The 25158-nt window shown below is 33.6% G+C and carries 25 protein-coding genes and 1 other RNA gene; 4 read left to right on the forward strand and 22 right to left on the reverse strand.

Annotated elements, in window-relative coordinates; translation table 11 throughout:
• Window position 1: 1 nt before the first annotated feature.
• From KI430_RS04765 to KI430_RS04780, 4 genes are all read right to left on the reverse strand, one after another.
• Window positions 2–499, reverse strand: coding sequence for a hypothetical protein (locus KI430_RS04765; protein WP_248877127.1), 498 nt, complete (start codon window positions 497–499; stop codon window positions 2–4).
• Window positions 496–1728: an ATP-binding protein gene (locus KI430_RS04770; protein WP_248877128.1), complete on the reverse strand. Its 1233-nt coding sequence runs from the start codon at window positions 1726–1728 to the stop codon at window positions 496–498. Before KI430_RS04770 ends, KI430_RS04765 begins: the two co-directional genes overlap by 4 nt.
• An 11-nt stretch (window positions 1729–1739) precedes the next feature.
• On the reverse strand, window positions 1740–2693 hold the full coding sequence (locus tag KI430_RS04775; protein WP_248877129.1) for a glycosyltransferase family 2 protein: 954 nt from the start codon (window positions 2691–2693) through the stop codon (window positions 1740–1742).
• 107 nt (window positions 2694–2800) lie between these two features.
• The gene (locus KI430_RS04780; protein ID WP_248877130.1) at window positions 2801–3388 is read right to left on the reverse strand and encodes a DUF4199 domain-containing protein; all 588 of its coding nucleotides are present in this window, start codon (window positions 3386–3388) and stop codon (window positions 2801–2803) included.
• A gap of 133 nt (window positions 3389–3521) precedes the next feature.
• Here KI430_RS04780 and ffs point away from each other — a divergent pair.
• An RNA gene (gene ffs, locus KI430_RS04785) (signal recognition particle sRNA small type) lies at window positions 3522–3619 on the forward strand.
• Between the two features lie 71 nt (window positions 3620–3690).
• Here the strand turns inward: ffs and KI430_RS04790 are convergent.
• The 6 genes from KI430_RS04790 to KI430_RS04815 all read right to left on the reverse strand — a co-directional run bounded on the left by KI430_RS04790 (window position 3691) and on the right by KI430_RS04815 (window position 9529).
• Window positions 3691–4374 carry a metal-dependent hydrolase gene (locus KI430_RS04790; RefSeq protein ID WP_248877131.1) on the reverse strand — a complete coding sequence of 228 codons (684 nt, stop codon included), beginning with the start codon at window positions 4372–4374 and terminating at the stop codon, window positions 3691–3693.
• Between the two features lie 6 nt (window positions 4375–4380).
• Window positions 4381–5361 carry a tetratricopeptide repeat protein gene (locus tag KI430_RS04795; RefSeq protein WP_248877132.1) on the reverse strand — a complete coding sequence of 327 codons (981 nt, stop codon included), beginning with the start codon at window positions 5359–5361 and terminating at the stop codon, window positions 4381–4383.
• 27 nt (window positions 5362–5388) lie between these two features.
• Window positions 5389–6318 carry a 1,4-dihydroxy-2-naphthoate octaprenyltransferase gene (menA, locus tag KI430_RS04800; protein WP_248877133.1) on the reverse strand — a complete coding sequence of 310 codons (930 nt, stop codon included), beginning with the start codon at window positions 6316–6318 and terminating at the stop codon, window positions 5389–5391.
• Window positions 6319–7860: a serine hydrolase domain-containing protein gene (locus KI430_RS04805; RefSeq protein ID WP_248877134.1), complete on the reverse strand. Its 1542-nt coding sequence runs from the start codon at window positions 7858–7860 to the stop codon at window positions 6319–6321.
• A 26-nt stretch (window positions 7861–7886) separates the two neighbouring features.
• Window positions 7887–8723, reverse strand: a complete 837-nt coding sequence (locus tag KI430_RS04810; RefSeq protein WP_248877135.1) for a 1,4-dihydroxy-2-naphthoyl-CoA synthase — start codon at window positions 8721–8723, stop codon at window positions 7887–7889.
• Between the two features lie 314 nt (window positions 8724–9037).
• The gene (locus tag KI430_RS04815; RefSeq protein ID WP_248877136.1) at window positions 9038–9529 is read right to left on the reverse strand and encodes a DUF4920 domain-containing protein; all 492 of its coding nucleotides are present in this window, start codon (window positions 9527–9529) and stop codon (window positions 9038–9040) included.
• A gap of 135 nt (window positions 9530–9664) precedes the next feature.
• On the opposite strand from KI430_RS04815, the gene KI430_RS04820 reads away from it, so the two are divergent.
• Window positions 9665–10477, forward strand: a complete 813-nt coding sequence (locus KI430_RS04820; RefSeq protein ID WP_248877137.1) for a head GIN domain-containing protein — start codon at window positions 9665–9667, stop codon at window positions 10475–10477.
• 75 nt (window positions 10478–10552) lie between these two features.
• On the opposite strand, the gene KI430_RS04825 is transcribed toward KI430_RS04820, so the two are convergent.
• From KI430_RS04825 to KI430_RS04840, 4 genes are read right to left on the reverse strand one after another with little or no spacing between them, the layout of a single operon-like run.
• A complete protein-coding gene (locus KI430_RS04825; protein ID WP_248877138.1) occupies window positions 10553–11329 on the reverse strand; it encodes a zinc ribbon domain-containing protein in 777 nt (258 codons plus the stop codon).
• Between the two features lie 2 nt (window positions 11330–11331).
• Window positions 11332–12429: a Nif3-like dinuclear metal center hexameric protein gene (locus tag KI430_RS04830; RefSeq protein WP_248877139.1), complete on the reverse strand. Its 1098-nt coding sequence runs from the start codon at window positions 12427–12429 to the stop codon at window positions 11332–11334.
• 10 nt (window positions 12430–12439) lie between these two features.
• Entirely contained in the window at window positions 12440–12892 is a 453-nt protein-coding gene (locus KI430_RS04835) for an RES family NAD+ phosphorylase (protein WP_248877140.1), read from the reverse strand.
• A 6-nt stretch (window positions 12893–12898) separates the two neighbouring features.
• Window positions 12899–13354: an antitoxin Xre/MbcA/ParS toxin-binding domain-containing protein gene (locus KI430_RS04840; RefSeq protein ID WP_248877141.1), complete on the reverse strand. Its 456-nt coding sequence runs from the start codon at window positions 13352–13354 to the stop codon at window positions 12899–12901.
• 123 nt (window positions 13355–13477) lie between these two features.
• On the opposite strand from KI430_RS04840, the gene KI430_RS04845 reads away from it, so the two are divergent.
• Together KI430_RS04845 and KI430_RS04850 are read left to right on the forward strand one after the other, a co-directional pair.
• Window positions 13478–14305, forward strand: coding sequence for an ion transporter (locus tag KI430_RS04845; RefSeq protein ID WP_248877142.1), 828 nt, complete (start codon window positions 13478–13480; stop codon window positions 14303–14305).
• A 111-nt stretch (window positions 14306–14416) separates the two neighbouring features.
• Window positions 14417–15211, forward strand: a complete 795-nt coding sequence (locus tag KI430_RS04850) for an alpha/beta hydrolase (RefSeq protein WP_248877143.1) — start codon at window positions 14417–14419, stop codon at window positions 15209–15211.
• On the opposite strand, the gene KI430_RS04855 is transcribed toward KI430_RS04850, so the two are convergent.
• From KI430_RS04855 to KI430_RS04890, 8 genes are all read right to left on the reverse strand, one after another.
• Window positions 15183–15986, reverse strand: coding sequence for a patatin-like phospholipase family protein (locus KI430_RS04855; protein ID WP_248877144.1), 804 nt, complete (start codon window positions 15984–15986; stop codon window positions 15183–15185). The two genes, KI430_RS04850 and KI430_RS04855, sit on opposite strands and share 29 nt — an antisense overlap.
• Window positions 15987–16051: 65 nt before the next feature.
• Window positions 16052–17443 (reverse strand): dihydrolipoyl dehydrogenase, encoded by a 1392-nt coding sequence (gene lpdA, locus KI430_RS04860; protein ID WP_248877145.1) that lies wholly within the window; start codon window positions 17441–17443, stop codon window positions 16052–16054.
• A 217-nt stretch (window positions 17444–17660) separates the two neighbouring features.
• Complete coding sequence (locus KI430_RS04865) at window positions 17661–19268, reverse strand: DUF4139 domain-containing protein (RefSeq protein WP_248877146.1); 1608 nt, start codon at window positions 19266–19268, stop codon at window positions 17661–17663.
• A gap of 17 nt (window positions 19269–19285) precedes the next feature.
• Window positions 19286–21661 (reverse strand): VWA domain-containing protein, encoded by a 2376-nt coding sequence (locus KI430_RS04870; protein ID WP_248877147.1) that lies wholly within the window; start codon window positions 21659–21661, stop codon window positions 19286–19288.
• Between the two features lie 11 nt (window positions 21662–21672).
• A complete protein-coding gene (locus KI430_RS04875; protein WP_248877148.1) occupies window positions 21673–22197 on the reverse strand; it encodes an RNA polymerase sigma factor in 525 nt (174 codons plus the stop codon).
• A gap of 214 nt (window positions 22198–22411) precedes the next feature.
• Window positions 22412–23302, reverse strand: a complete 891-nt coding sequence (locus KI430_RS04880; RefSeq protein ID WP_248877149.1) for a TIGR01777 family oxidoreductase — start codon at window positions 23300–23302, stop codon at window positions 22412–22414.
• Window positions 23303–23451: 149 nt separating this feature from the next.
• Window positions 23452–24168 (reverse strand): YqjF family protein, encoded by a 717-nt coding sequence (locus tag KI430_RS04885; RefSeq protein ID WP_248877150.1) that lies wholly within the window; start codon window positions 24166–24168, stop codon window positions 23452–23454.
• A gap of 123 nt (window positions 24169–24291) precedes the next feature.
• Window positions 24292–25110, reverse strand: a complete 819-nt coding sequence (locus KI430_RS04890; protein ID WP_248877151.1) for a DCC1-like thiol-disulfide oxidoreductase family protein — start codon at window positions 25108–25110, stop codon at window positions 24292–24294.
• Window positions 25111–25158 lie beyond the last annotated feature (48 nt).

Genomic DNA, 25158 nt, shown 5'->3' on the forward strand with positions numbered 1-25158 from the left:
TTTAGACAATTACAATATTAGTTTGAATATCGATTCTAAATCCATATTCACCTTTAAATGATTTTTGGAATTCATTATCGATAACAAAAAAGTTACCTTTCTTTTTGCTGTTACAACCAAAAACCTTTTTATGTGTAAATGACTTAAGCTCTTCAGTATGGAATTCTTTTAGAAATTTAATTGTGCTTTCTAGCTGGTCTAACATTTCTCCACTACTTAAGTTTTTCTTGTCTTTCAATTCCACAAGATAAAGATGTCTCTTAGTAGTTAGCATTCCTTCGCATCTTCCTCTACCCTTATATTCATTATCTTGAATGATACATTTATCTATAGCTGTGAATATTATGTCATATCCATTTTTATTAAAAACTTCTGCTTGCCAAGAATCTTTATTTGTTTCAATAATATATGCTGGAGTTCCATCTTCATCATCTCGTAAACCAAAATTATTTTTATCTACAGGAATTTGCTGACATTTTGAATCAAAAAAATCTGTCATAACTCTTCTTCTAACTCTAATAATTTATCAAAAAACTCATTACTTTTTCTCAAACCAAGATTTAAAAAATTTTTGTCCGAGGGAATTCCCTCAAAGTTAGGAAGCAATCTTAAAGTTCCATCTTCTTCATTCATTTCATAAATTGAAATATCTGAAGGTCTAATAAATAAATCTGAAGACAACATTTCCGTCAATTTCTTCTGAACAACATCATTTTTACTCTTCTTGGCTTTATCAAATAATGTATAGCTTTCTATCATAATTCCTAAAAAGCTCATTAAGTATGGACTATGAGAAGTAATAATCAGTTTGTTTCCTGCAATCTTATTATTATTTAATACTAGATTTTTGATGATTTCTAATTGAGAATCCGGAAATAAGTTCTGCTCGGGTTCCTCAACTATATTAAAGAAAACATTTTTGTTAAATTTATTTGATAATGTTGAAATAGTAATACGCTTTTGTTCATCAGTCAAATTTTTATCCGACCAAATTTTATCTACAATAAATCTAAATCTTAATTGTTCATCAATACTCATCGACTCCCTTTGATTAATTTTAGAATCAACAGAGTTTGTTAAATAGTTTGTTACTAAAAAAAGAGGAATCGAAGATTGAAAACCACTCGACGACTCGGTCAAAAAAACTTTATAATCAGAACCTTTTAAGTTTACAACATCATTTAATTTATCATATTCAATTGACAAATTATTTATTGGAAAAACAACTGAACTTTTTAAAGTATTTTTTGCATTGTTAAACTCAGTGAGGAATTCATTTAGTGCTTCTGAAGATAATTTTAATTCGTTTGGCGTTTTAACGTATGAGATAAAATTTCTTTCAGAAGGGATGTACATAATTTGTGGCAATTGATAACTACCATCAACGTTTGTAATAACTTTGAAATTATCATTCTCGTATATAAAATGAAAAGCGTCACCTTTATATTCAATAATTGTTTTTTTATCTGTAGGAAAATAATTTTCTAGTCTATGATAAGTTAAAAAATGGTTTTTAAATCGGTTTTTTCGAATTAACCATTTTTCATCAAAATCTCCTCTAGTCAATGCTTTTTCAATCCACATAAACGTAGAAATCAATTTTGCAATTGTACTTTTTCCAGAACCTTGATTTCCAATAAAAATTGTATTTTTAGAAATATCTATCCAACCATCATTTTCTAGAAGACCATTTTTAATAGGCCCAAAATTCTTAATCTTAATTTTCATAATATTTCAAATTAAATCATTTCCTCAATATGATAATTCTTATGCTCACGATTGGTTCTGATAATTAACTCTCCTAAGAATCCGGCTACGAAAAGTAAACTTCCCAGAATCATCATTGTCAAAGCAATGAAAAACCAAGGATTGTTAGCAATCAGATTTCCGTAAATTTTGAAAATATAAACATCAATCAGTTTTGAAACACCTAACCAAACCGCCGATAAAAACCCAATGATGAACATCAATGTTCCCGCCGCTCCGAAGAAGTGCATCGGTCTGCCACCAAATCTGCTCACAAACCAAAGCGTTACCAGATCCAAAAATCCGCGAACAAAACGTTCTGTCCCGAATTTTGAGGTTCCATAAGGTCTTGCCTGGTGCTGAACTGGTTTTTCGGTAATATTTCTGAAACCTGCATTAGCCGCCAGAACCGGAATGTAACGATGCATATCACCGTAAACATCAATAGATTTTACGACTTGTTTTCTATAGGCTTTCAAACCGCAATTGAAATCGTGAAGCGAAACGCCGGAAACTTTCCTAGCCGCCGCATTGAAGAGTTTTGACGGGATATTTTTGGTCATCACATTATCGAAACGTTTCTTTTTCCAACCGGAAACGATGTCGTAATTACCAGCAGTTACCATTTCGTAAAGCTCAGGAATCTCTTCCGGAAAATCCTGTAAATCTGCGTCCATTGTGATAATTACATCACCATTCACTTTTTCGAAAGCAGCGTGAAGTGCCTGCGATTTTCCATAGTTTTTGGAAAATTTAATCCCGTGGATCTGCGGATGCTGGATTTTCATATTTTCTATGATAGACCAAGACAAATCTGTGCTTCCGTCATCTATGAACCAAACTTCGTAAGATAATTTGTTGTCTCGACAAACATTGTCGATTCGGGTGAACAACTCTTCCAAAGAGTCTTGTTCATTAAGCAAAGGAATGATTATAGAAAGATTCATTTTTTATAAAAAGATGTTAGATGTTAGATATCAGATATTAGAATTTTTAATTTCAGAGTAAATAATTTGTTTAAATAATACCCTTTAATTATTTATTATCCAACATCTTACTCATAGCGTTTTTTGTTTTTCAAAAAGCCAGCGATGATAATAGACAAAAGTAAATAAAATAGTAAAAATCCACCAAAAATAGCCGACAAAAATTGGAAAGAAAAATAGTTTCTGTTTTCCTTTTTCGCAATATCGCGTGCTAATTTTTGTTCTTTATAATTGTCTTCTAATTCTTTAATCTTAGTTCTGTCTTTTTGATTGGCTGCTTCAACTTTCAATTTTGCATAAGACTCATCCAGGTTTTTCATTTCTGTTTGGATGTATTGATGATTCAGCATTTCTCTTGCTTCTGTATCTACGTAATTTAGAAAAGCAAAAATCGCCAGCATAGAAAGCCCCCCTCCAACGAACAAAGTCACGAAACATTGCTTAAAAGCTTGCGGATATGTGATTTTGTTGTTTCCTCGCAACCAAAGAACGGAAAGAAATCCAGCCAAAACATACAGAAAAGTCATCCCAAATGCATTGACTTTCATACTGGTATCAAAATAATTGGCATCAGCGAAAAAGTAATAAACAACGAAGAAAGTCAACATTGTCGCTAAAAATAAACCAAAGCCAACGGCTACCGGATTTTTTGTCATAATTTTATTTTTCTAAAAAAAATTGAAAATTTTTAATTCTGAGAATCAGTTTTTTAAAATCATAAATGGATTAATAATCTTAATATCCTGTGTTTCTCATTTTTTAATTCAATATTAAATTTTATCTTTGCACCGGCAAGTCCTAAACAACCAGCTCCTGAGAATCCTCCAGGGTGGGAACGCAGCAAAGGTAATCGGTTGTAGCGGTGTGATTTAGGTAGCTTGCCATTTTTTATTTCTATAGGTTAAGAGATTAAGCAATATTCAAGATTTTGAAATTACTTAATCTCTTAATTTTTTTGTTAGAATTCGAACTCCTCTCCTAGTTTTGGTAAAGAAAAGTCGATGTTTTTATCAGAGAAATGCTTTTTCGCATCTTCATGATTGATTTCAATTGGTGGAAAAGTATCGAAATGGCAACCAATTACCTTCGGAGTTTTCAATAATTCTGATGCCGCAAAAGCCGCTTTTCTAGGGCACATTGTATAATGTTTACCAACTGGAAGGATTGATAGGTCTAATTTCCCAAAAACTTGCGGAAACAAGCTCATTTCGGCAGTTACACCTGTATCTCCAGCCAAATAAAGGTTTCTTCCATCAGCAAATCTAAAAATATATCCGGAAGCTAATCCTCCGTAAGAACCGTCTGGAAAAGAACTTGTGTGTAATGCCGGAACCATAGAAATTTTCAAACCCTCCAACTTCGCAGAACCTCCGAAATTGATATCGATATTATTGGAATGTCCAAAATATCCGCAAATCTCTGGTTGTCCAATTACAGTTGCATCAGGATGATTTTCAAGAACCTCTTTCACATCAGCGATATGGTCGCCGTGAGCGTGCGTAATTAACACATAATCGATTTTCTGAGCCTTGATATCAAATCCGGATTGCGCTTTCTGATAGTTGTAAAAAGGGTCAGAAAGAATTGTTACGCCGTTATATGTGAACAAAAAACAGTTTTGTCCCAAGAATTTTATTTTCATTTTATATTATTTATTTTTTCTTTTAATAATGAGAACTGAAAGTATTGCTACAATAAAAATTATTGGTAATATTATCCAAAGTGAAAAAATCATTTCCTTTTCTGGAGCTATTTTGACATTCTTAAATTCGGGAGTTTTATTTTTATCTTCATTCTGGTAATACAATTCTTCATTAGTTGTCTCTTTTACTTTTTTTCCAGAATCTTTGTTATCTTTAATAAGCTGAGCAAAGTAGGAAATTCGTAAATTCAGCAACGGATTATCAAATCCATATTGTTTTGAAAGATTATAAGCTTTCTGAGCCGATTCTAAATCGTAAACTATAGACAAAGCGTTTCCTAATTCAAAATACAATTTCCCAACAATCTTATCTGTTGGCTTTACAAATTGAGTTCTTTCTGATAATTGGTAAGAAACATCATTAATAAACTCTATCAATTCTGGCTTTTTATATTTTGAAGTTGGAGTTTTATCATTTCCAAAATCAATATCCAAAAGATTTTCAAGAGTTCTATTCCCTAATTTGTTTTCTAAAATTTTCACGTGAATCCACTCAGAACCGTGATGAGAATCTTTGTTGAGTTGTAATGCTTTTTGTATGTATTTCAGAGCATTTTTATTATCTCCAATTAATTCATAAGCTGTTCCCAAGTTAGAAGCGAGTTCATATTTATCTGGTTGCTTTTCTTCTATCTCTTTGAATATACAAATCGCCTTATCATATTCTCCTAAATAAACTAATGAAGTAGCATAATTTAAATAGTTGTCAAGATTTTTGGTCTTCTTGTACTCTTCCAAATCATATTTCCCATTTTCTTCAATCATTGATTTGTCAAAATCATAGATGTGCAATCCAAAGTTATGCTCTTTCATTGCGTGAGTCGTTTTTCTTTTGCCATTAACATCTGTTCCTACAATCGAGTAATTAAGACAAGCAAAAGCAAAGCTTGAAATAACAAATGCTAATAAAAATGAAATTTTCTTCATACTCAAGAAGTTAATAATTTGAAAAAATTAATTAACAAAATTAAGCCCGAAAGCCGTCAAAACAGCCATCATAAAAGTCAATATTCCGACTTGTTTTAGAAAAGGGTCAAGCAATTTTGGTTCTTTGATTTGCATAATGGATCTCCTTAATTTCATAAAAGGAAATATCAAAATCATAACTATAAATGGATAATAAAGACCTTTTTCCTGAAATCCATTGTACATCAAAAAAGCTAACATCAAAAGAATTGGTAATTGCAATAATATGATTTCGTAAATCATTGCCTTTTTAAAACCAAGCTTCAATGCAAAAGTTTTCTTTCCAGATAATTCGTCGTTGACGATGTCTCTCATATTGTTCAGATTAAGAACCGCCATACTCAACATTCCGATTGCTGTAGCAGGAAATAAAACATCCCAACTGAATGATTTGGTAAACAGAAAATAACTTCCACCAACCGAAACCAATCCGAAAAATACAAACACGAAAATATCGCCCAATCCCATATATCCGTAAGGTTTTCTACCCACTGTATATCCAATCGCAGCCAAAATACAGGCAATTCCCAATCCAATGAAAATCCAGAACTCTCTAATATTTGCAGGATAAAAAGCAACATACAACAAAGCAACAGTTGCTGCAAAAGACAAAATTGAAAGTAAGATAACCGCATTTCGCATTTGAACTGCGGTAATTTTTCCAGAAGCTACTGCTCTGCTTTCTGCTTCACCAATTCTATTTTTGTCTGTTCCTTTTACGCCGTCGCCATAATCGTTGGCAAAATTGGAAAGGATTTGATATAATAATGTTACGAGAAGTGCCAAAGCGAAAATTCTCCAATCCCAAGTTCCTCCATTCTCAGAAAGTCTCCATTTTGCAATGAAAGCTCCCATAATAATTCCACTGAGTGAAAGTGGTAATGTTCTAAGCCTCGCAGCCTGTATCCAATGTTTCATTTATTTTATTTCTGTGGCTTTTAAAATCGTTGATTTTTTTCCAAAATCCGCGCTATTTTTTAATTCGAAAACGATAGAATCATTATCGAAAGTGATATCCATTAAATGTGAGTGTGGTGTTTCCAGATAAATCGTTTTCAGTTCCAAAGTGTTTTCATCTTTCCATCGAAAACTGTTCGTGATTTTCGCAGGATAAAGTTTGTAGCTGTCCGTTATTGATTTCCTGTCCGAAGTTGGCTGAATCCACATTGTTTCCTGCTGATTCCATTTTCCGGAAGTGAATTCGAATGGATATGATTTTCCGTCAATCATTAATTTCATTTCGAATTTTTGACCATTCGATTTTAATTCTACCGATTGATATTTGTCGTTATTTTCAGTAAATGAATAAGTTTTATTTATTTTAGGAAAAATTTCACTTTTCAAAGGTTCAATGGAAAGATTATTTTCCAAATCCTTAAGTTTCTGGTAAGCCAATTTATTTTCGGGAATCGCTTTTGGTTGAAAGGCAGGTAAAAGATGTTCCCAAACAAGGTTTAATTCTTCCTGAAGATTGTTACTTTCTGCCGTCATAATCACAACTGCATCTTGCTCCGGCAAAACCAACATATATTGTCCGTAAGCACCATCACCACGGAAGGAATTGAAACGACTTCTCCACATCTGATAGCCATAACCCTGAACCCAATCGTTTTCGCTTTTCAGCTTTTCGTCAGCATTTGGATTTTGTAAAATATGTGCAGAACTTGCTTCATTAATCCAATCTTCAGAGATAATTTGTTTGCCGTTCCATTTTCCTTTTTGGAGAAAAAGCTGGGCAAATTTGGCCATATCTTCCGTTTTCACACGCAATCCCCAACCGCCTGTATTAATGCCTTGCGGATTACTTTCCCAATCGTAACCTTTGATTCCAAGTGGTTCAAATAATCTTGGCTTCAAATAATCTGCAACAGTTTGACCGGTCACCTTCTGAATAATTGCAGAAAGCATAAATGTGGCCAACGAACTATAATTGAATTTACTTCCTGGTTTATTGTCAATAGGAACAGCCAGATAAGCTTTTACCCAATCGTTTTCGCTTCCACGGATAAAATCAGGTTCTTTCGCCATTCCCGATGACATTGTCAAGAGATTTTGGATTGATAATTCTTTAAGATTATCACTGATTTCTGAAGGTTGTTTATCCGGAAAAAACGAAATGACTTTATCGGTAACTTTCAACTTATTTTCCTGAACTGCAAAACCGATTGCAGTTGCAGTAAAACTCTTACTGCAAGAATATAATCTGTTCTTTAAATCTTTCTGATAAGGATTCCAATGCACATCCGAAATCACTTTTCCGTGCCTGAGAAGCATAAAACTCTTAAACTCGGTGGATTGCAATTTATTTGCAGCTTGTAAAAATTTGACAATTGCTTCCGAAGAAATGCCTTCTTTCTCAGGAATACTTTTTTGCAAAGGACTCTGAGCTGAAAACAAAGCACAAGCAAAAGCCATTTGTGGCAAAACTGCTTTTCTGCAAATAAAAGACGGATTGAACATTAGAAATATATTTAAACTGAATTATTTTAAGAAATCCACTGGTCATCACCAAAGTTAGGTTTACGTTTCTCTAAAAACGCATTCCTGCCTTCTTTGGCTTCTTCCGTCATATAAGCCAAACGCGTTGCTTCGCCTGCAAAAATCTGCTGACCAACCATTCCGTCGTCTGTTAAATTCATAGCAAATTTCAGCATTCTGATGGAGGTTGGAGATTTTGCAAGAATTTCCTGAGCCCATTCGTAGGCTGTGTCTTCCAATTCTGCGTGAGGAATCACAGCGTTTACCATTCCCATATCAGCAGCTTCCTGAGCAGAATAATTTCTTCCTAAAAAGAAAATTTCTCTGGCTTTTTTCTGACCCACCATTTTCGCCAAATAGGCAGATCCATAACCGCCGTCAAAACTTGTAACATCCGCATCGGTTTGTTTGAAGATAGCGTGTTCTTCACTTGCCAAAGTCAAATCACAAACCACGTGAAGTGAATGTCCGCCTCCAACAGCCCAACCATTTACAACTGCAATCACAGCTTTTGGCATAAAACGAATCAAACGCTGAACTTCCAAAATATTCAAACGATGTCTTCCGTCATCCCCTACATAACCTTGATGCCCACGTGCTTTTTGGTCACCGCCACTGCAGAAAGCATGACCGCCATCTTTTGGGCTTGGACCTTCTCCTGTCAATAATACAACGCCAATAGACGAATCTTCATAAGCATCATAAAAAGCATCGTAAAGTTCTGAGGTTGTTTTCGGTCGGAAAGCGTTTCTGACTTCTGGTCTGTTGATAGCGATTCTTGCAACGCCATTTGATTTTTTATAGGTAATATCTTCGTATTCTTTGACGATTTTCCAGTCTGCCATTGTGTGAAAATTTTTCCCAAATATACGCACATTAATTGGAATTGTGAAGCGTAATGATGGATGTCAGACGTTGATTTTTGCGCCAGCGCGTAAGGGATAGTAACGGTTATCCTTTTGTTTTTTCTGGGATTTGGGTTCTATCAGAAAGACAAATGTTTATAAAAAAACAAAAGATATGAGTGGATAGCCCGACCCGCTTGTTTTTCTATGTCAAACTTTGGTTTTTCTCATAAATGTTCTGGAAAAACAAAGGGTTACGCCCTAATAAAAAGCTCCGGAAAAATCCAGAGCTTGTAAATTATATTGAAATCAAGTTATTCTACAACTTTGATTGCGCTTGCCAAAAATCTAGTCTCAGTTTTTGGTTCTTTGATAGCATCAATTTCTGCCTGAGATTTTTTAGCGTCTTCTGCGTAATGTTGCAATTCTTTCACAGAAGTAGTTTTGCTTTCTGCGCTGCCTTCCAACACTACAGTTTTACCTTCCAAAGCAGTCGGAACGAAGAATGCGTAATCTTTCATTTTAACGAAGAAAGTTTCGCCAGAATCTGTTGCCAGACTTACCCAGCATCCTTTTTTAGGGCAAACGCCGGTCACTTTTCCTTTGACGGAAGTTTTAGCGATTTTTGGTGTTGCTTTTAATTCTTTATTAAGTTCATCCGTAGAAATGGCTTTTTTAACTGCTTTTGCAGAAACATCCTGACCATAGAACTCTCCTACTTTTGCATCGCCAGCCGGTGGACCAGATTGTGCGAATGCTGAAACTGATAAACCGATGAGAACGAATGCGAATAATATATTTTTCATAAAGAATTGTTTTATTTTTAATGATGTAAATTTAGAAAATTAATTAAAATGAAAAATTTTATTTTTTGATGTAATGAAAACAACTTTTCAATTGTCATATTAATTAACAAATCAAAACTATAAAAAATTATACTTATGAAAATAAAACTTTTATCCCTAATTCTTTTGGCTTCTGTTACCAATTTTTCCTGCATACAGAAAAACGGTTCCAATGATGTGATGTTTTCTCACCTATTATCAGACTCCGGAAAAGGTGAAGTGATTGAGAAATCTTATTCTATTGAGTTTGATGAGTTGCAAATCTCAACTTCTCTTAGTGCAGAAATTTTTAAATCCAGTGAAGAAAAAATAGTTGTGTACGCTCCTTCTGACCTAATGCAATATGTGGTAGTAAAACAAGAAGGAAGAAAAGTTCAGGTAAAAATCCAATCTGAAGGTAAACTGAACATCTCAACAGACAGAATCAAAATTAAAGTTTATGCTAAAGATTTTAACGGATTGGCAGCCAACTCCAGTGGAAGTATTACTTTGAAAGATGATTTCAAATTTTCTGACCTTGATGTGAAAGTGTCAAGCTCCGGAAACATCAAAGGAAATATCAATGGAAACAACATCAATATCCAAGCTTCCAGCAGTGGCGATTTTTATGGTGATATTGTTGCAAAAAATCTTAATTTACAATCTTCTTCTTCAGGCGGAATCAAAATCACTGGAAAGGCAGACAGCGTAAGTGCACAAGCTTCTTCAAGCGGCGATATCAAAGCTGAAAACTTGACCGCAGACAGCGCAGTTCTTACCACTTCTTCCTCGGCTGATATTACGATTGGTGTTCGTAATAGCGTGACAGCAAGTGCTTCTTCCAGCGGCGATATCAATGTTGTGAAAAGAGGCGACCTGAATAAAGTGACCAAAAACGAAAGCAGTTCCGGTTCTGTTAATATCCGGTAATTATATTATTTTCTCAAACTGAAAAGAGACCTGAATTTCAGGTCTCTTTTGTATTTATATAAAATCAAATTCTGATTAGAACTTGATGATATCTTCCATTTTAGCAGTTTCCTCGTTTACCAACTCGTCATCTACCAAGATTTTCCCAGAGTGCTCATCGATAATAATCTTTTTTCTCTGAGCAATTTCCATTTGTTTCTGTGGCGGGATTGTGAAGAAAGAACCTTTTGGCGCTCCTCTTTCCAAACCTACAACTGCAAGACCTGTAGATGAACCTTGACGGATTCTTTGGTAAGAAGCCAATAATCTGTCATCGATTTTCTCAGCAAACTCTTTAGATTTTTCCAATAGATAATCTTCTTCTTTCTGAGTTTCAGAAATCAAATTATCCAATTCGTTTTTCTTGTGAGTCAAGTGGTTTTTTAGTTCATCAATCTTAGCGTTCAAATCAGCCAAAGTTTCTTTTTTGTGATCGATTTTCCCACCGAATTCTTTGATTCTTTTTTCAGCTAACTGAATTTCCAATTCCTGATATTCTACCTCTTTTGATAAAGCTTCGAATTCTTTGTTATTTCTAACGTTATCTTGCTGCGTTTTATATTTATCAATAAGAGTCTGAGCTTGTTTCATCAAGTCTTTTTTGCTGTTGATTTCAGCATTTTGCTCAGCAATTTCAGATTCGAATTTTTGGGCTCTTTTTTCAAGACCTTCAATTTCTATCTCAAGGTCTTCTACTTCAATCGGCAATTCGCCTCTTGTATTGCGAATCTCATCCAAACGGGAATCGATAATTTGCAAATCGTAAAGAGCTCTTAATTTTTCTTCAACAGAAATTTCGTTTACTTTAGCCATATCTATATAAAATAATTAACAGGATTTGTTTTTATTGTCGTTTTAGCGATTGCAAATGTAGTGAATTTTTCGGACAAAATTTCAAATAATTGTTGAGTTACAAATTGTTCTGATTCGAAATGTCCAATATCACAAATCAGCAATTTATCTTCCCCTGAAAAGAAATCGTGATATTTCACATCGCCAGTCAAATAGGCATCACATTTTGCAGATATAGCTGACTTTATTCCACTTGCCCCACTTCCTCCTAAAACTCCTACTCTTTTGATTTTTTTTCGAGTTAAATTATTGTGTCTGATGATATTAAGATTAAATTTTTCTTTAACAAACTTTAGAAAATCCACTTCATCCATTTCTGTTTCCAAATCTCCGAATCTCCCCAAACCGGTATATTGATTTTCATTATCTAAAGAAATCAATTGATAAGCGACTTCTTCGTAAGGATGATTTTGTTTCATCGTAAAAAGAATCTGATGTTTTTTGTAATCTTCAAAAATCACAGAAAATAGAACTTCATTCGCATTTTCTCTTTCATTTTCTTTTCCCGTTACAGGATTTGAACCTTCTAAGGGTCGAAAAGTTCCATTTCCATTAATCGAAAAACTGCATTCGTCATAGAAACCAATATTTCCGGCTCCAGCTTCAAATAAAGCATTTTTCAATTTCTCAGCAGAATCAACTGGAACGTAAACTTCTAACTTCTTTAATTGATTTTGTTTTGGCATTAATATTTGCTGATTCTTCAAACCAAGAACTTCACAAATTTTATAATTAACCCCGAAATAATCATTATCAAAAGCTGTATGAATCGCATAAATGGCAATTTTATTTTCTAAAGCTTTCAGAACAGCTCTTTCAACATAATTTTTTCCGGTAATCGATTTTAATCCCGAAAAAATAATCGGATGAAAACAAAATATAAAGTTTAAATTCTTTTCAAGAGCTTCATCAACCACAGATTCCAAAGCATCGTGAGCAATTAGGATTCCGGAAATTTCTCTATCAGGGTTTCCACAAAGCAAACCAACATTATCAAAATCTTCTGCTTGTCTTGTTGGAACTATCTTTTCAAATTCATTTATAAATTCTTTGATTTTCATATTTAAGATATTATTTGATGAATAATCTATCATCGAAAGTAAATTTTTCTATTTTCTTAATTTTCACTTCCGTAAAATTAATATGTCTCGGATTAATAATATAATTGAATTCGCCCTGAACAGCGGCCGAAGGAATTTTCATCACTAAGAATTTATTCTCTTTGAGGAATTTATCTCCAATTTTCTGCGTACTATCCGGATGCGGAAAAGCATTCCAATCTTTCGGCAATCTTTTTGGTTCGAAAAAATCAAACTCAGGGAACTCTATATGAACCAAACGATAATCCTTGGGCAAAATCCCCAAAGGAATATGAACAGCAATCTCTGTAACACACAAAGCAATAGATTGCCCTGTGTATAAAGCAGAATTACCTTTGCTATTCCATCTTCCGCCTGCTATTTCAGCGCCTTTCCCCGAAAGATCATTAGCATAAATTTCTTTCGCCAATCTATAAACTATCATCCGATATTATGCTAAAATACCGTGCTCTATGCGAGTCAACTCATCCATAAGAAGAGAAACACCAAAATTACTACCCAGTAAATCCTGCGGTTTCGTTTTACCCAAAGCAAGATTCTCAGATTGCAACCATATCAGGAAATTTTCAGAAGAACCAAAAACTTCCTTACCTCTTGTGTAAAGCATTTCTATCTGAAGGATTTTTTCCGATTGCAAAGTATCAAACGTTTTCTCTTCTTTCTGATATCTGGATAAAGTTTTCCCGGAAATATGAAGAAAACCAGCCCACTCTTGAAAACTAAATGGAAATTTTTTCACAAGATTATCAAAAAAATTGAAAGAAATACCTCTTTGGGCAATATCTATAATCTTAAAAACACCAGCATCATCAAAGTTCTGATATCCATAGATTGCGGCAGATTCTTGAACAGCATCTATTTTTTCTGTGACTTTATATTTTTTCATCTTTCTTTATTTTTCTTTTACAAATATACGAACTTTGTCCAAATAAAAAAGACTTTTGTCTGTTATTTTAAACGGAGTTTATTTTAACTACTTTTATAATCTTAATTTTACTTTTTTTTAGTTATGAGAATTAAACCAGAATTTGACCTTATTCCTGAGGAAGGTTGGCGTAAGAAAATCTACGAAACCGTTTATTTATCACAGACAAAAGCAGGTAAAATATTTGATATTAGCTTATTGATTCTAATTATCGTATCTACTGTTTTGCTGATGGTAGAAACTATTCCAATAATAAGACTACAATACTATAAAGAGTTCTATTACGCAGAATTTTTCATTACTCTAATCTTCACAATAGAATATATTTTGAGAATAATCTGTATAAAAGATCGTGAGGAATACATTTTTAGTCCTTTGGGAATTATTGATTTTCTTTCCATAATTCCATTTTACATTAGCTTGTTTTTTCCTATTTGGCACTTTGTGGCGGTTATCAGGATTCTAAGAATTTTAAGGATTTTCAGGATTTTCAACTTAGCTGATTATATGCACGACGGAAGGTTCATCGTGTCTGCATTAAAACACAGTTCTAGAAAAATCTATATTTTCCTATTATTTATGATAATTTTCATTGTCATTATCGGGTCATTGATGTATGTTGTAGAAGGAGGAAAAAATGGATTTAGCAGCATTCCGCAGAGTGTGTATTGGGCGGTTGTGACTATTACGACAGTCGGCTATGGTGATATTTCTCCAGGAACGCCAGTTGGCAAAATCCTATCAATGATAGTAATGCTTTGTGGTTACAGCATAATTGCCGTTCCTACGGGAATTGTGACTTCAGAATTCAGAAAACAAAAGAAAAATAATTTTCAGTGTGATAAATGTGGCAATCAGGACAATGATGAAAACGCTCGTTATTGCAAAATCTGCGGAGAAAAAATTATTTAAAAATAAATTCATATCCATTAATAAATAATAACATATAAATACTTAAATTTGATATACTTCAACATAAAGAAAATATAATTAATAATACTTCAACAATTAAATATAATCTCAATGAAACCATTTAATTTCATAATCTGGATTATTATCATTAATTGTTTTGGCAGTTGTTCTTCCAAAAAAACAACTACTATTCAACCATCGCACGTTCTTTCTGTTAGAAATCATATTTACACAACAGTCAATTTTAAAACTTCTGATGGGCTTACTGTTTACGCAGATCATTATTCGAAGTATGGAAAGCATAATCCTTTAATTATTTTTTACCATCAAGCCGGTTTTAGCAGAGGCGAGTTTAGAAATATAGCACCAAGATTACTGGAATTAGGCTTCAATGTTTTAGCTGTTGATCTAAGGTCTGGAGACATCGTCAACCAAGTTACAAATCTCACCAACAAAGAAGCCATTACCTTAGGAAAATCCACTGAATTCCTAGATGTCATTCCGGATTTGGAAGCATCATATAATTACGCAAAGAATCACTTAAAAGCAAGAAAAATAATTTATTGGGGAAGCTCATATTCAGCCTCTTTAGGATTTTATATGGTTGCTAAAAATCCAAAAGACTACAAAGCTCTCATAGCTTATTCTCCTGGTGAATATTTTAAAATTGAAAACAAAAGCATCAACGAGTACGCAAAAGAAATTAAAATTCCGGTCTATATTTCATCTGCCAGAAATGAAGAGTTTTCTTGGAAATCAATTTATAAGTCTGTAAGTTCAAAGAAAAACTTTTATTTACCTTCAAAAACAAAAGGTCATCACGGAACAATTGCTTTATCTTCTTTTAACGATGATGCTGAAGAAAACTGGCAGGCTATTATTCCTTTTTTAGAAAGAATAAAGTAAAATCTTCTTCATTTTCGTTGAATGTACGTTTAGCCTCTTCATAACCAATATCGAATATTTCTTTTAAGCGTTGCGGATTTCTTTCGAAAATTCCATATTTGGACAATTTTTTTGAAGTAATGAACCAATCACAAAAAGCGAATTTATAAATCTCTGTTCTATGAGATAACAATTCATAAGCTCTTGTAGTAACAGAACGAATTGTTTTAAGGTCATTAACTTTTACATCTTGCGGCGGTGTAACATAGACTCCAATCAATTTATCACATTCATTATGGATGACATCGGCTGGAAAATTATTTAGAACGCCACCATCGCTGTACATTTCGTCATTGATAAAATAAGGCGTAGAAATCCCCGGAATACAGGACGATGCAATAATAGCATCAACAATTTTATAATTTTTTTCGAAAACTTTTTGCTGACCTGTAATTAGTTCTGTCGCTACAATTCTCACATCTTTCTCCAAATCTCCCAAAGTCATATCCTGAAAAATCGGATTGAGGTAAGTCGTAAAAATAGCAGACGAAACAAACCCAGGCTGATTAAATGTAAAATGCTTCCAATGAAAAAAATAAATAGACTGAAAAAAATCCAAAATTTCCTCAGGAGTTTTCCCAACAGCATACAACGAACCAACAATAGAACCAGCACTGCAACAGGAAAGAATATCTGGTTCGATATTTTTCTCCTTAAAAAACTTCAGCACACCAGCATGAGCCAATCCACGCGTTCCTCCACCTGATAAAACCAATCCTAATTTTGAATCTTCCATTAAGTAAAATTAAAAAAACCGTAGAAGAATCTACGGTTTTCATTTATTAATATTTTGTTAATCTATTAGATGTGAATCACTTCTCCATAAGCCGCAGCCGCTGCTTCCATAATGGATTCTGACAATGTTGGATGCGGATGAATAGATTTGATGATGTCGTGACTAGTTGTTTCCAGTCTTCTTGCTACAACTGCTTCAGCAATCATATCAGTAACGCCGTCACCAACCATATGACAACCTAACCACTCGCCGTATTTAGCATCAAAAATAACTTTGATGAAACCATCAACATCGCCATTTGCAGTTGCTTTTCCGGAAGCTGAGAAAGGGAATTTACCAACTTTGATTTCGTAACCTTTTTCTTTAGCTTGCTTTTCAGTCAAACCAACAGAAGCAATTTCCGGATGACAGTAGGTACAACCAGGAATATTTCCATAATCGATGGCTTCTACGTGCAATCCTTTGATTTTCTCCACACAAGTAATTCCTTCAGCAGAAGCAACGTGAGCCAAAGCCTGAGTCGGGATAATATCGCCGATTGCATAATAACCAGGAACAGAAGTCTGGTACCATTCGTTTACCAAAACTTTTCCTTTTTCAGTTTTGATACCAACAGCCTCAAGACCGATTCCTTCTACGTTAGAAGCAATTCCAACAGCAGAAAGAAGAATATCAGCTTCTAAAGTGATTTCTCCGGTTGCTGTTTTCACTTTTGCTTTTACTCCATTTCCTGAAGTATCAACAGATTCTACAGAAGAATTAGTCATTATCTCGATACCAGCTTTTTTCAAAGATTTCTCAACGTGTTTTGAAACTTCTTCATCCTCCAAAGGAACGATGTTTGGCAAAAACTCAACAACAGTCACTTTAGTTCCCATAGAATTATAGAAATCAGCAAACTCGATTCCGATAGCTCCAGAACCTACAACAATCATAGATTTTGGCTGCTCAGGAAGCGACAAAGCTTGTCTGTATCCAATTACTTTTTTACCATCCTGAGGAAGATTTGGCAATTCTCTAGAACGAGCTCCAGTTGCAATAATAATATTAGTTCCGGAATATTCTGTAGTTTTTCCTTCTGCGTCGACAACAGAAACTTTTTTACCAGCTTTCACTGTTGCAGTTCCCATAATAACATCCACTTTATTCTTTCTCATTAAGAAAGCAATTCCGCTACTCATTTTAGAAGCTACACCTCTACTTCTCTGAATCACTTTTGTGAAATCGAAGCCTGGATTTTCTACTTTATTAAGACCATAATCTTCAGCATGCTTCAAATAATTGAAAACGTGAGCAGATTTTAGAAGCGCTTTAGTCGGGATACAACCCCAGTTAAGACAAATACCTCCAAGATTTTCTTTTTCGATTATAGCGGTTTTGAAACCCAATTGAGCAGCTCTGATTGCAGTTACATATCCGCCAGGTCCACTTCCAATAACAATAATATCGTAGTTCATTGTGATTAAAAAATTTTAGCGAATTTACGGAAAATTATTGAAAGCATAGTATGACAAAAAGCAACTTTGTGAGTTGCTTTTGTATTAAATTAAGTTTAACGGTTTGATTCTAAAACAAACTCACTTATATATTATTAGAACACCGAATGACAGCAGCCCGACCTGAGCGAGAGTGACAAAAACGAGAACGGAGGGCGGAAATAGCTGACCAAATCATTTACAATCCTAATAACACTTTATATTTCAACGAATTGACTTTGAATGAGAAATCTATTTTCTTGGTTTCATTGGCATTAAGAACAATGTCCCAAGTCAAATCGCCTGTTTTCTCATCGTAAATTGCGCCACCTTTATTCACCATACTGATAATGATTTGCTTGTCCGTAGATACAGGAACCTGATCCTTTATTCTCAGTTTTATTTTTTCGTTTTTGTTGTTTCTGATGGTAAACTGATAAGCATATTGCTGTTCTTTGTTGGAGGACGAAATGCTTTTTTCCATCGTCTTGTCCTTTATCAAATCTCTTTTAATAGAAACTCTCCTATCATCGCCCAAAGTGAGCAAAAGTTTGTTGTCCGTATTTTCTGTGTTAAGGGAAGTTTTGCCAACATTAGTATCTTGGAAAATGATATTCGCTTCTGCATTGATGAGATTGTACTTGTCCAGATTATCCAACTCTGCAATCAAAAATACCGTTTTATCCATCTTCGGAATCGTGTAATAAGTGTAAGTTGCCGGAATCTCGTTGACATCCAAATTGATGCTGTTATCCTGATCATTAGACAAAATCGTGTATAAATCCTTCAAATCATAACCAACGTTTAGTTGATTTTGAAATGCACTGGCACGAACAACTACTACAGATTCTATATCTTTTTCATCGGCTCTATCAGCTTGAGGTGTATTTTTTATTCCATAAGTCACTTCATCTTTCACGATTGGAATAGGTTGTTGATAATACAAATTCCAATCATACAAATTCGGAATCTGTTTATGAACATTTGGGAAACCAGAAATCAAATGCAGTTCTACATTTTTCCAATCCAATCCAGAATTTTGTCTGATTAATGCTTTATATAATAATTTTGTTTTTGAATTGATATCCGGAATCACAACATCATAATATGGTCGCCAAGAAGCCTCTCGAACACTGTATTTGATGTCCAGATTCACCAATTCGTCGACATCGCTGGAAACCTGAACCACCAATTTTCCTTTTGGATAGTTTTCCATTTCCTTGCTGTTCAAATCAAATTTGGTTTGGAGTTTTCCTAATTTGACATTCAGTTTAGAAATGTCATTTTCCACGTTATCCAATTGCAAACTAAGGTCAATTCTCTTCTTTTGGTAATATTCAATCAACTTTTCCAATTCTTTGGAATAAGATGTTGACCCAGAATTAATGGTTTGATTTTTATCCAAAATCCCGATACTGTTCGCCAGAGAGGTTTTCTGAATTGTAAGATCTTTAATCTTTTTCTCCATCAGAGAAATGCTGTCCAAAACAACTCTGTGTTCCGGATTTTTCTTATCCAATTCTATTTTATAAAAATCTTCGTCATCCGTAAAACGATAAGTCAACACAGAAACCTTGGATTTGGAACCGATTTTTATTGAGGATTCATCAATGTCTTCAGCGATATTGGCAATCACGATTTCCGAACTTCCTTTTGGGATTTTGAAAGTTGTATTGCTGTACAATTCTGCAGATTGTTCATATAGCATCACCGATTTTAGTTTTGCTTCTGAGAAGATTGGTTTTTGAGCTGTAACAATTGTGATAAAAATGCTAAAGCTGATTGTTAAAAAATGTTTTAATTTCATAATATGTGTTTTTTAATTCAGTTTTTTATTAATTTAAATGTTTCTGAATCTGTTCCGTATTTCAGTTTAACAAGATACACACTTTGAGGGTAATTTGAAATATCAAAATGATGAAGACCTTTTACTAAGTTGTTTTTCTTAATTAAAATCTTCCCTGTATAATCATACAATACAAATTCTTCAACATCTCTTTTTGTATCAATTTTGAAACTACCTTTTGTTGGATTTGGATAAATCTTAGTGGCGAAATCTTTTTTATCCAAACTTTCTACTTCCAATTTTTTGTTGATGTATTCTTTTGTAACACCATCTTTACAATCCGGAACAGTTGAACGCTGAAGAATTAACCTCAATAACAAATCATTCAGTTTTTCAACTTCATATTCGCTTGCAGTTGGTTTGATGTGATTGTTGCCAATTCCGCTGTCATTAGTCAAAAAGGTATAAGTTCCGTTTGTCAACAATGCAAATGTCCGCATCAGATATTCCGTTTGTTTATCGGTGTCGCTTGCTGCAATTGGAATAATAATAATTCCTTTTTTGGAAGCTAGTTTTATTTTTTGGTGAAGTCTTTCAATATTTTCCTCGGACAAATGTGGTGGCGCATCCAGAAGAAGAAACATTATTTTCGTGGAATTTTCATTACTCCAAGCTAATTCATCAATTGATGAATCTAAAGCTTCTACAACTGCTTCCGGCGTATCACCTCCACCTTTTGCATCTTGTTTTTTGATGAAATTTATAAGATTTTCTGAATTGTTAGAAAAATCAAATTTTCTAGTCACGTACTCATCACCATTATCTCTGTAAAAAACAGAACCATATCTTACATTAGTTTGCGTCAAATTGGATTCTACTTTTTTCAAAACATCCAATAATTCTGATTTCAAATAATTGATTTCATCTCCCATAGAACCTGTTGCATCTACAACAAATACTAAGTCTAAAGCTCTTCTTCGAGTACAGCTCTCATTGATTTTAATCAAATTTTGTCCGTCACGAAATTCTTTTGCATTGTTAACCAATAAATTTCCATCCTCATCTACAATTGAATATTGAGAATAATTCTGATTTTGATTCAAAATTGATGAAATCCAAAGTTCAGCATTCCCACGATTGTCCGTTATACTTTCCCAAACGATTTCTTTTTTATCATTTATCAGCTTTAATTTTTTTCCTATAACTGGATTATTATCCAAATTGGTCAATTGAACAGAAACTCTTTTATCTGGAAAAAATTTCCAAGTATTTTTATATTGGTCAAGAATAGGAACCGCAATATCCTGCCAATAATTCCATTTGGAAAAATCGTTCACTTCGCCAGCTGTTAGTTTTCCAGCGTCTGGTAAATCTTTTTCAGATTCTTCAACTTGTTTTTGCAAAGCTTCTTTAGATTCTGTCTTAAGTTGTTTTTTTAATGCTCTTTTCTCTTTTCTGGAAAGATTTTTTGTTTTAATTATTACGACACCATTTAACGCTTTGCTTCCATACAAACTGGTTGCGGCTTCCTTTTTTAGAATCTGCATCGATTCTATAGAATTAGGATTGAGAACAGTCAAAATTTTTGAAGATTCTTCTTTCCCATCCACGATGTACAATGGTTCTTTAGATTTATCATAAGAAGATAGTCCTCGAATCAACGTAGTAGCCGAATTAGATTTATTAACTTTAAGTCCCAGTGCTTTTCCTTCAAGAAGCGAAGAACGTCCTAAAGGGAATCCATCTTTGATTCCTGTTATTGAATTTTTTTCAGCTATTTCTGTAGCATACATTGCAGAAACTTTCGTTTCACTTGCAGATTTATGATTAGAAGGAGGCGCTGGCGGTGGAGAATATGTAGGTTCATAAACTTCATTTTTAACTAATCCGCTTGTTGTTTCCAGAAGTTTTGGAATTGGTGGAGGCACACTTATGTTTTCAACTTCAACACGATTAATGTTGTTTTCATCTGTTACATACTCAGGTTTTCTCTCAAAAAGAATAGCATCATTATTCTTAGGCTGAGCTTCGTGATATGCAATAATATCTTGTACTTCAGCGGGTTTTATTGGACTTTTAGCTAAATTCTCTTTAAAAGTTTTATTGATTTCTTCAACTTTTTTCGGAGTTTCTATCAGATTGGGATTGATTGGTTTTCCGTAATCATTTGAAGCGATTTGAAGTTCAATTTTCGCTTTATCATCATTCATAAAATATAAAACGCCAAATGTCAAAGCCAATCCTGCAGCAATTCCGTAAGGTAACCAAATCGGGATGATTCCTTTCTTTTGTTCTTTCTTGTCCAGCTTTTCTTCAACTTTTTCCCAAACTTTTTCAAAAGAAGGAAATGTTGGATTTTCTTCTGCCGATTTCCCAGCATCGCTAAACATTTTATCAATATCTTGATTTTCCATTTTTTTAAACTTTAAGAATTAATTGTTTGAAGTTTCACAAGCTCCTGCAATTTTTTGCGGGCAAAATTCACCTGAGATTTGGATGTTCCTTCTGAGATCGAAAGCATTTGCGCAATTTCTTTGTGAGGATAACCTTCCATCGCAAACAGATTGAAAATTGTTCTACAGCCTTCAGGAAGGAAATTAAGAAGAGACAAAATCCCTCTTTCTTCTGAAACATTTTCTGTCTCTGAGTCTGGTAAATCCACAAAATTTTCTTCAATAGAAATAGAAAACGGCTGTTTCTTGCGAAGCTTCTGAAGACACTGATTCACTACAATTTTCTTTGCCCAAGCATCGAAAACCTTAAAATCTTTGAGTTGTTCCAGTTTTGTGAAAATGATGTAGAAAGAATCAGCCAAAACTTCTTCCGCATCTTCGTCGTTTTTCAGGTAACGTTTGCAGGTCGCAAAGAATCTGCCTGCATATTCTTCATAAAGTTTCCGCTGTGCGTTGCGGTCTTTATTTCTGCATCTTATGTATATGTCGTGTTCCATACATTGGCTTTTATAAGGAAAGATGCAATAGTTTAAAAAAGGTTGGAATTATTCTGAAAATTTATGAAAAAACTTTGAAAGTTGGCTTCCAAAGTTTTGAAATTAAATTATTATTGGATTGAAAGTCTTCGACTCCGCTCAGACTGACATTACATTTAGTATTAGAATTGTCACACTGAGCGGAGTCGAAGTGTTTTATTTTAATCCATTCAAATTATAATTTCTCTAAGGCTTTTTCAAAAGTATCATACTGAAATTTAAATCCATTTTCCAATAGAATCTCAGGATAGACATTTCGGCTTTTCAGCATCAGTTCGGTTTCTGTTTTGATGAAGATTGAAGCGATTTCTAATAACCAAACCGGACTTGGAATCCCAAATGGAACTTTAATCTTTTTCCGAATTTGGCTCATCATATTTTCATTAGACAAAGGTTCTGGAGCTGTAATATTAATTGCACCTTCAAGCTTTTCATTTTCAATAATGAAGTTAACGGCTTCACAAAAATCATCAATATGAATCCAGCTCATCATTTGGTCACCTCTACCCTGTTTTCCTCCTAAACCGAGTTTCGAAATCTGCATAAACTTTGGAAATGCACCATCATTTTCTCCAAGAACAATTGAAGTTCTGAGCGCCACTTTTCTGATATTTGGATTTTTTGTTTTGAAGAATTCTTTCTCCCAAGATTTACAGATATTCATAGAGAAATCATCGCCGATGATTCCGTTTTCCTCTGTATTGAGGTGTGTTTCTGAATGAACATAAATTGTTGCGGAACTTGCATTCAGCCAAATTTTTGGTGGATTTTGACATTCATCAATAACGCTTTGCAAAACTCTTGTTGAGTTGATTCTAGAATCGTAGATTTCTTTTTTGTTCTTTTCATTGTAACGACAATCAACAGATTTTCCTGCAAGATTAATTAGGACATTTGCATTTTCCAATTCATTTTTCCAAGCTCCAATTGTTTTTGCATCCCAAAAGATTTCGTTTCTGCGTTTCGGATTTCTTGTAAGGATTTTAACTTCGTAGTTTTTATCAAGAAAATAGTTTTCGAGATTTCTTCCAAGGAAACCGGTTCCTGCTGCGATGATTATTTTCATTGTGTTCATTTTTTTAGGTTAACCACATAGACACATAGAATTATGATGTTAGATTTCAAAAAAAGAGTAAATAGTAGAATTGAAAGGTTTGCAAACTATTTTATCTTTTAATACAAAGAAACTACATGTCTATGTGGTTTAAAATATTTTTAATTAATAGCAAATTCCACATTTCTCCTTGTATGGACTTCAATTTCAGAACCTTCTGCAAGCATTACTGATATTGGTTTTGCATCGTTCAGAAAATTGAAATCAGCTCCATAATTTTCTTTGAAATCCACCTTAATTTCATAATTCTGGATGTTGTAAAAATTCCATTTTGGATGTTTTACTTCATATTCAGAAGTTTGATTATTGTTTTTTGTAAACCCAAAGTAATGTTCTGTAATGAATTCAAAATCAGAACCCTTAATCATTTCTCCCTGAATATTTTCTGCTTTTAAAGTCATTGTATTGAGTTTTGAAGTCTGCCAGCTGTAAGAAGTGGAAAGTTCATTATTAGATTCTATGATAGAATGAGCCATCGGTAAAGTGCAATAATTCTCATTATAAAATGTGTTCGCAACAAGACTCAAAGCTTTTTTAGGAACGATTTCTTTGATGAAAACCACACCTCTTTTCCAGATTCCGTTTTCGTGTTTTTTCACATAAAATCTTAAATTCACCTCTTCAAAATTTCTATGAAAAGGAACAGAAATCCCAAGAAGTTTTGTATTGAGGAACATAAATCCAACGAGGCTTACCAGACATTTTCCTTTATAAAAATCAAGCTCTGTTCCTTTTGGTAAATAAGGTTTTAGAATTTCAGGATTGATTTCGTAATTTATAATGGCTAGTTTTCGCCATTCTGCTGTTAGGAATTTCATTTTCTTTAATTTTTTATAATTCTCGCAGATTGAACCGATTTTGCAGATTTACATTTTAAAAATCAGCTTGATTTGCTTAATCTGCGAGACACCTCATTAAGCTTTTCAAAATTTTAAATAATTTTAATTATTCGAAATAATATATAAAAGAACTGCTCCGAAAGTGATTCTGAAAATCATCCAAGAAATAGTTGGAACAATCCCAAATTTCAGAATTCTGCATCGTCTCAAATGTTCTAAAAACATTATGAATACTACAATTGCGAAGTAGATAAAATAGAATACTTGGCTAAAATTGAAGAATAAAGCGGGAATTAAAAGTAATGTTCCAAGCAAAGAAACGGTCATCATATTTCCAAGATAATCCCAGATTCTGTCTTTGAGATAAATCCCCATAAATGCACTCTGCCAAAGGATTTGCATACAGCAGATGAAAAATTCTAATCCAAAATTATTTTTAAAATTCGGGAACAAACGCTGATTGTAAAATCCTAAAACATAAGCGGAAAACAATAAAACAAAAGCAAGGTAAAACAGTCTATATTTCAAATTGAAATCCGGAACACAATTGTCTTTGGTCAAATCTTTTTTGGAAGGAATAATCTGTTTTCTGTTGTAAGAAACGAATTTGTAAAGTCTCTGGAAAAACCAATGAAAAGGTCTTATTCTTGCGATTTTTTCTAAAGTCGGAAAAGAGTTTCCAATGATTGTGAGCAAACTTTCCAGCCCGTAAATTACTCTATTATTTTTTGTATCAATCAATGCGATTTCGTTTTTTGACCTATGAACATCAATCTTATTTTTAGTTTCAGAAGTGATTTCTGAAAAAGCTTCTCTTCCGTTTTCATCGAGCATTCCGGATTTGATGAAGCCTTTTGAATAGACGTTGCACATTGGACAATCTTTGTCATAAATAAGAATGTGATTTTGTAAAGTTTTCATTGTGTTTGATTTTTAAAGGTTAAGAAAATCGCCTTTCGTTCTTTTGTT

The organism is Epilithonimonas zeae, from assembly GCF_023278365.1.
Classification (GTDB): domain Bacteria; phylum Bacteroidota; class Bacteroidia; order Flavobacteriales; family Weeksellaceae; genus Epilithonimonas; species Epilithonimonas zeae_A.